This is a genomic window from Microcoleus sp. CAWBG640, from assembly GCF_020883015.1.
In the GTDB taxonomy this organism is placed as follows: domain Bacteria; phylum Cyanobacteriota; class Cyanobacteriia; order Cyanobacteriales; family Microcoleaceae; genus Microcoleus; species Microcoleus anatoxicus.
Genome location: NZ_JAHRFC010000016.1, coordinates 1 through 7,766 on the forward strand (window position 1 = coordinate 1; position 7,766 = coordinate 7,766).

Consider the following 7,766-nt stretch of genomic DNA (forward strand, 5'->3'; position numbering starts at 1 on the left):
TAAGGTCTTTTTTGCCTTTACCTGAAAGTTGGTTTCGGATTAATTGGCGGGGAAATTGGTTTTGGTGGGGTTTTGGTGGCTATTTTGTGGCTTTACCTTTGGTAGTTTTGGTGTCGCTGATCAATCAGCAATTATGGCAGGGACAAGGTGGTAGTAATCCGATTTTGCCGATCGTCCTTGAAGGTAAGGATAACCTGGCTTTGGCTGTGTTTTTTGCCACGGCGGCGATCGCGGCTCCGGTTTTTGAGGAAATTATGTTTCGGGGCTTTCTGTTGCCTTCTCTGACTCGCTATTTGCCTGTTTGGGGGGCGATCGCCACTTCTGCTTTGTTGTTTGCTGTGGCTCACTTGAGCGTGTCGGAAATTCTGCCTTTGGCGACTTTGGGGGCGGTGTTGGGATTTGTGTACACGCGATCGCGCAATCTCCTTGCTCCCATGCTACTCCACAGTCTCTGGAATAGCGGCACTCTCCTGAGTCTGTTTCTTTTGGGCGGCGGGAGTTAATTCGGGCTTTTGTGAATAATTGTTAATTCCCCTTGCTGTTTTGGCAAATATCCTAAGCACTCTAGGCTGCTTAGGATGCCATGTCTCAAGCTGAGCGGAAAAACTTGCGTTAACATTGGAGTTAGATCTTGGTCGGTGCTTTTTAGCTCGCGCGATCGTACAGGACACAACTTGACAACTTAGCCAATTTTTCTGTAGATCTTAAGTAAGAATCAGGCTTGACGCAATGAGCAATTTTAATAGCCACAAGTTAGAGGGAACGCGGACTTGGATGCGTTTCTTACCCTACGCAGCCTTCGGTCTTTTATTATTTTCTCTGAATTCAGCAACCGAACTCAATTATTTCTGGAGAGGCTACTTGGTGATTCTCGAAGCTCAAACCGGTATAGTTTTGCTGTATTTTGCGATGTCTAAGTTTCGTACATCTAAAAATAAATGAGTCAAGATTAGTAAGATTACCCAGCCAGGTAGTTGCAGTGACACTTAAAAAATGGGGCACACAAAAAAATGGTTAAAGATAAAACAGTAGCAGTTTTGTTGGCTTTCTTTTTAGGAGGATTTGGAGCCCACAAGTTTTATTTAGGAAATAATTTAGCAGGGGTATTATACTTGCTATTCTCTCTGACATTCATTCCCTCAGTAATCGCATTTTTTGATTTTCTCGGCTTGCTACTGATGTCGGAACCAACTTTTCAAGCACAGTACAATCCGGGGATGTTGCAATCGGGCCGCTTCCTGCGATCGGCAACAGATGTCACTGGGGCGATCGCCGATCTCAAAAAACTTTATGATATGGGTGCAATTACGGCAGAAGAATATGAAGAAAAACGACTCAAACTGCTGCGAGATTTGTAATTAATTATGAAGGAAGCAGGAAGCAGGAAACCCGCCCTTCAAAGAGTGGGATAAGAATGAGTGTAAAATAACAACTGTTTAAGGATAAAATTAAAGTGTTTCAAGATTTACACTGGCTGCGTCAAACTCCCTATTGGGTGTGGTATTCTTTTATTCCCTACTTCGGCGGATTGGCGATCGTCTATGCAGGCCAAAAAACAAATATTCGCAGTTGGATCGGGTGGGGCGCGGGCTTTACTTTAGCCGCAGTAGCGCTATCGGCTTCAGCTAATTTGGGCCTGCTGGTTTGGATAGCTCAAATTGTCACTGCATTTTCTTTGAAAAAACGCTATCTCATCAAAACAGCACCCAGAGGTTTACTGGTTCCTGCGAGTGCAACAAGTGCAGAAGAGTTGGCAAATGTACGGGGCAAAATAGATATTAATGAGTGTACCAAAGATGATTTGGTGAGAGTCTTGGGATTGCCAATCGTCTATGCTAATGATATTGAATCTTTGCAAAATGAAGGATATATTTTTACTTACGCCGAAGAGTTGTCAGAAATAGCCGGAGTTCCAGCTAGTCACGTCAGACGCATCGCCCCGATGATTTGCTTTAGCTACAATTATCAAAAGGAAGCAAGTTTTACTTGGAAACGACTAAATATATATTCCGTGGAGGAATTAATAGCCAGTGGCTTAGACAGAGTTGTGGCAGAGAAAATAGTTACAGAAAGGCAGATTAAAGGCGAATATAAATCTGTTGTTGAGGTGAAGCGACGCACGGGGCTGCCTTTTGATTCCTACCGCCATTTATGTTAGTTATCTGTACATCCTCGACTCTAAAAAATATGACGATGGCAAAACTCGATGTTAATCTAGAAAAATTGTACGATCGAGACTACCTAAAATGGATTGAAACAACCGTGGAAAAGTTGCGGCTTCGCGATTATTCAAACATTGACTGGGAAAATATGATTGAACAAATAGAAGACATGGGGCGAACTGAACGGCGGAGTTTGGAGAGTAATCTTGTGGTACTTCTGATGCACTTGCTAAAGTGGGAATTTCAACCAGATCGCAGAAGCGGTAGTTGGAAAAGTACCATAGCTGAACACCGTAGACGCCTTCGCAAAAGTCTCCAGGATTCCCCCAGTCTCAAACCCTATCTGGAAGAAGTGTTTTCTGAATGCTATTCGGATGCAATAGAACAAGCAAGTGCTGAAACTGGATTGTCCCTAGAGACATTTCCGCAATGGTGTGTTTACACTTCTGCTGAGGTTTTAGATTCTAATTTTTTGCCAGACTTTTTGTCAGATGGGATGACTGAAAACTAGCATAGTTAACCCCACCTCAAAAAATATAATACCCAGATCCCCGACAACTTCTGCGAAGTCCGGTATCTAAAAATCCTGGACTACACAATGCTTGGAATATTGATGCTATTCTACAGAATTATTATGGCAACGCCGATCGACACGACAGTAGGATACCCCTAAAATCACATTTATGTCTGACTCTCCTCCATCCCCAATTTCCCCAGAATCCCCAGAAAGTGCAGCTACAGACAACCGGAATGCCAAAACTAGGCAACTGTTGGGTATGAAAGGGGCTGCTACCGGGGAAACTTCCATTTGGAAGATTCGCTTGCAACTGATGAAGCCGATTACCTGGATTCCCCTGATTTGGGGCGTGGTGTGCGGGGCGGCCTCTTCTGGTCACTATACCTGGAATCTCGAAAATTTTGCGATCGCCGCAGCTTGTATGTTGATGTCAGGCCCGTTGCTGACTGGGTATACTCAAACTTTGAACGATTTCTACGATCGCGAAATTGATGCCATTAACGAACCCTATCGTCCAATTCCCTCCGGGCTGATCTCCATTCCCGAAGTAGTCGCGCAAATTTTGGTATTATTAGCCGCAGGCATCGGCATCGCTTATGCTCTAGACTTGTGGGCTGGTCATGAATTTCCCACTATGACTGTTTTGACTCTCGTCGGCGCATTTTTAGCTTACATCTACTCTGCGCCACCGTTGAAACTCAAGCAGAATGGCTGGTTGGGAAATTATGCCCTGGGTGCTAGTTACATTGCTTTGCCTTGGTGGGCTGGTCAAGCTTTGTTTGGTAAACTAGATCCCACGATTATGATTTTGACCCTGTTTTACAGTTTGGCTGGGCTGGGAATTGCGATCGTTAATGATTTTAAAAGTGTTGAGGGCGATCGCCAATTAGGGTTAAAATCTTTGCCAGTGATGTTTGGCATCGGCACCGCAGCTTGGATCTGCGTGTTGATGATCGACATATTTCAAGCCGGGATTGCAGGTTACTTGATTAGCATCCACCAAAATCTGTACGCTGTCATTCTCCTGCTGCTGATTGTGCCCCAAATCACTTTTCAGGATATGTATTTTTTACGGAATCCTCTGGAAAATGATGTTAAATATCAGGCAAGTGCTCAGCCTTTCCTGGTGTTGGGTATGCTGGTAGCAGCTTTGGCACTTGGTCATGCTGCTTAAGCAAATTTGTGAGTTGGCGCTTTGGAATTAAATAATTTTTAATCCAAAATCCCGCAGTCAAAAATCAGTGCAATTGTATTGAAGAAAAATGTCAAGTTAAAAATTAAAAATTGAAAAGGAATAGCCTTTTTAGTTTTTAATTTTTAATTTAAATTGATGAGGTGTGAAGGTCTAAACGTGGCAGAATTTTTCTCAAACATCAAAGATAAGTTGAGCAAAGTCACTAACGCAATAAGTGGCAATTCCGATGCAGAATCGCCCCAGACAGCAGAGGACAATGAACTCGAATCGCCGTCATCGGAGGCGGAATTTTCTACACGGACAACGGCGGAAGAATGGGAGTATCTGGCACCAGAAGATCCAGCACCTCCAACAGAGTCGGAATTAGAACAGGAAACTGATAACTATCCCATAGTTAAGCGCGATTGGGAAGGGTTGAAGCGTTTAATAGTGTGGTTGGAAATTGAAGATCTAGTTACCAGTTGGCAAGCAAAGGGAAAAGCATTGTTCCAACCTGGGCTGAATTTGTTGGATGCTAAATTGCCTAAAAAATCGGCAAGTAGCCAATTACCCGCAAGTACCGACATAGCAGAAAATAATGAACTAGCAGAAAATAACGAACTAGGGGAAAATAATGAACTAGGGGAAAATATCGAACTAGCCGAAAATAGGAAACTACAGGGAAAGTTGAAAAAACTGCTGTCCCGTGGCCCTAAATTTTGGGTAGGAATCGGTGTTGCTAGTATTGGCGGTGGCGCTTTAATCTACTGTTTGTGGATTTTGCACACCTTAGATAAAAGTTTGCCGGATGTTAATGATTTGTCGGCTTTTAATCGCGATGGGACGCTGACAATTAAGGCAGCAGATAATACGATTTTGTTGCAATCGGGGCCTGCAACTAGAGATAAGTTGAAACTTAAAGAAATTCCCGATCTGTTGATTAAAGCTTTTATTTCTATAGAAGACCGCCGTTTTTACGAACATCGCGGTGTGGATTATCAAGGTATTGTGCGATCGATTGTTTCTAATTTACTGGCGAGAGATTTGGTGCAGGGTGGCAGTACCATTACCCAACAATTAGCTCGCGTTGTTTTTCTAAATCAGGAAAGAAGTATTCGACGGAAGCTGCGGGAGGCTCTTTTGGCTCAGAAAATTGAGCGAGAGTTGAGTAAAGAACAAGTTTTAGAACGATACTTGAATCTGGTTTATTTGGGTTCTGATTCTTACGGAGTATCCGATGCAGCTTGGGTTTTCTTTAGCAAAACCGTTGATAAATTGACTTTGGCAGAAATGGCAACTTTGGCGGGTTTGCCTCCGGCACCGAGCGAATATTCGCCTTTGGTTAATCCGAATTTTGCGAAGAAGCGCCGCAATCTTGTGCTGGAACAAATGCAAGAAGCGAAGGTAATTACTGAGGCTCAAGCTAAGGAAGCGATGGCGGAACCTTTGACTGTTAAACAAAGTCCACCAAAGCGTTTTAAAGTGACTGCGCCTTATTTTGCGAGTTACATTAGAAAGGAATTGCCACGCTATGTTTCTCAGGATGCTTTGGAAGCTGGTGGTTTGACTGTTGAGACGACGGTGGATTTGCAGTGGCAGAAAATCGCTGAACAGGTGATTAAAAGTGCGATCGAAGTTGATGGCCGCCGTCAGGGTTTTGAACAGGCGGCTTTAGTTTCTATGGATACTAAAACTGGGGAAGTGAAGGCCCTGGTAGGAGGTGGAAATTTTCAGGAAAGTGAGTTTAATCGCGCTACTCAGGCTTTGCGTCAGCCCGGATCGACTTTTAAGGGGTTAGTTTATGCCACGGCGATGGGGGCTGGTTTTTCGCCTTATGATAGCTATGAAGACGAACCAATTATTATCGATGGCTATCAACCGAATAATTATGGCAAAAAGTTTAGCGGTTGGCGATCGATCTCTGATGCCTTGACGAGTTCGGTGAATGTGGTGGCTGTCAAGGTGTTGATGGATGTCGGGTTTGAACCTGTAATCAAATTAGCCCACGATATGGGAATTAAATCTAAATTGAGCCCTATTTATTCCCTGGCTTTGGGTTCTTCTGAGGTGAATTTGCTGGAGTTAACTAATGCTTACGGGACTTTGGCGGCCCAGGGTAATTTTATTGAAGCCCACGGCATTAGTCGCGTGATTAATCAACGAGGAGATGTGATTTATCAGGCTAATTTTAAACCGAAGCAGGTTTTGGATAAGGATAGTGCTGCTATTACTACTTGGATGTTGCAGGGTGTGGTGCAGGGGGGTACAGGTGGCCCTGCGGCTTTAAACGATCGCGCTGTAGCGGGCAAAACCGGTACTTCGGAAAAAGTCAGGGATTTGTGGTTTATTGGTTACATTCCCCAGGTTGTGACTGGGATTTGGTTAGGGAATGATGACAACTATCCCACCGGGGGAACTAGCGGTACGGCTGCTTACAATTGGCGCGATTTTATGAGTCAAGCTGTCAAGGGAATGCCGGTTGAGGAATTTCCCAAGTTGCCGAAGTTGGAGGGCCGCAAAGGTAGTATTAAGCCCAAACGGGTGGAGCCAAATCGGATTATTCGCGGCATGATTGTCAATGACGATGGTGCGATCGTCCCTTACAATCCTAATCCTGAACCTAGGCATCGCGAGTGGCAAGATCCTGGTTATCAACAACCGAATAATTATCCAGAACCGCCACAATAAGGACTAAAGTCCTGGTTTCTCACCTCGTTTTAACCGCACCATAAAAAAGCCGTCCATTTGATGGCGATGGGGCCAAATTTTTACCCATCCTTCCGGTGATGGCTGTACTGGTAAATCTATGGTGGGCGGTTCGATTTGCCAGTCAGGATTGCTGTCTAAGAACGATCGCACAACTCGTTCATTTTCTAAAGGATGAATCGTGCAAGTTGCGTAAACTAATACGCCGCCAGACTTGACAAATGTCGCTGAATTTGCTAACAATTCCGATTGCAATTGAGATTGTGCTTGAATGTTTTCCGCTGTGTGATGCCAACGGGCGTCGGCGCGGCGGTGGAGGGTTCCCAGGCCCGAACAAGGTGCATCTAATAAAACTCTGTCTGCTAGGTTAATAAACTCTGGAAACTGGCGGCTGTCTCCGGTATGAATCTGGATCGATCGCATCTGGAGTCGATCGGCATTTTCTTTAAGTCTTTTGAGTCTATTTGCAGTTTTGTCGCAGGCATAAATCGTACCTGTATCTGCGATTAATTCGGCAATATGGGTAGTTTTTCCTCCCGGTGCGGCGCACGCATCAATGATGGTTTCCCCCGGTTGCGGATCGAGTAAATGGGTGACTAATTGAGCGCTACTATCTTGAATTGTCCACCAACCTTCGCTATATCCGGGGAGGTTTTGAATTGCGCCACTGCTGCTGTTGAGTCTTAGGGCTTGGGGTAAGTGTGGGATTCTGCTAACGCTGATGTTTTGGGCTTGGAAGGCGGTTTCAATTTGGTCAATTGTACTTTTTAAAGGATTAATTCTGAGGTCTATTGTGGGGGATTGATTGAACCATTCGCAGAGTTGTTCGGTTTCGGTTTCGCCTAGTTGTTCGATCCACATTTCGACAATCCAGTCGGGGAAACTGTGCAGAATTCCGAGGCGTTGGACTAGGTTTTCGGGTAATTTTAGGGGATTCAAACCCCCCCTAGCCCCCCCTTGGTAAGGGGGGGGATTAGAGGTGGTTTTAGTCTCTGGTTGTGGTTCGGGATTTAAACCCCCCCTAGCCCCCCCTTGGTAAGGGGGGGGATTAGAGGTGGTTTCAGTCTCTGGTTGCTGTTGGGGATTTAAACCCCCCCTAGCCCCCCCTTGGTAAGGGGGGGGATTAGAGGTGGTTTCAGTCTCTGGTTGCTGTTGGGGATTTAAACCCCCCCTAGCCCCCCCTTGGTAAGGGGGGGGATTAGAGGTG

At 45.0% G+C, this 7,766-nt stretch carries 8 protein-coding genes; 7 read left to right on the plus strand and 1 reads right to left on the minus strand.

Translation table 11 applies throughout. The features are described from left to right. From AAFP11_RS10645 to AAFP11_RS10675, 7 genes are all read left to right on the plus strand, one after another. A partial coding sequence (locus AAFP11_RS10645) for a CPBP family intramembrane glutamic endopeptidase (protein WP_341737036.1) occupies positions 1-503 on the plus strand: 503 nt, incomplete at its 5' end. Between the two features lie 226 nt (positions 504-729). Then, positions 730-942, plus strand: coding sequence for a hypothetical protein (locus tag AAFP11_RS10650; RefSeq protein WP_340525292.1), 213 nt, complete (start codon positions 730-732; stop codon positions 940-942). Between the two features lie 68 nt (positions 943-1,010). Further along, a complete protein-coding gene (locus AAFP11_RS10655) occupies positions 1,011-1,358 on the plus strand; it encodes an NINE protein (protein ID WP_340525294.1) in 348 nt (115 codons plus the stop codon). A 95-nt stretch (positions 1,359-1,453) separates the two neighbouring features. After that, a complete protein-coding gene (locus tag AAFP11_RS10660) occupies positions 1,454-2,158 on the plus strand; it encodes a helix-hairpin-helix domain-containing protein (protein ID WP_341737037.1) in 705 nt (234 codons plus the stop codon). A 35-nt stretch (positions 2,159-2,193) separates the two neighbouring features. Beyond that, a complete protein-coding gene (locus AAFP11_RS10665; RefSeq protein ID WP_341737038.1) occupies positions 2,194-2,673 on the plus strand; it encodes a DUF29 domain-containing protein in 480 nt (159 codons plus the stop codon). A 172-nt stretch (positions 2,674-2,845) separates the two neighbouring features. After that, complete coding sequence (gene chlG / locus AAFP11_RS10670) at positions 2,846-3,853, plus strand: chlorophyll synthase ChlG (protein WP_341737039.1); 1,008 nt, start codon at positions 2,846-2,848, stop codon at positions 3,851-3,853. Positions 3,854-4,009: 156 nt separating this feature from the next. Next, positions 4,010-6,541 carry a penicillin-binding protein 1A gene (locus AAFP11_RS10675; RefSeq protein WP_341737143.1) on the plus strand — a complete coding sequence of 844 codons (2,532 nt, stop codon included), beginning with the start codon at positions 4,010-4,012 and terminating at the stop codon, positions 6,539-6,541. A gap of 3 nt (positions 6,542-6,544) precedes the next feature. Here AAFP11_RS10675 and rsmB read toward each other — a convergent pair. Beyond that, on the minus strand, positions 6,545-7,766 hold a 1,222-nt coding region (gene rsmB, locus AAFP11_RS10680), incomplete at its 5' end, for a 16S rRNA (cytosine(967)-C(5))-methyltransferase RsmB (protein WP_341737040.1).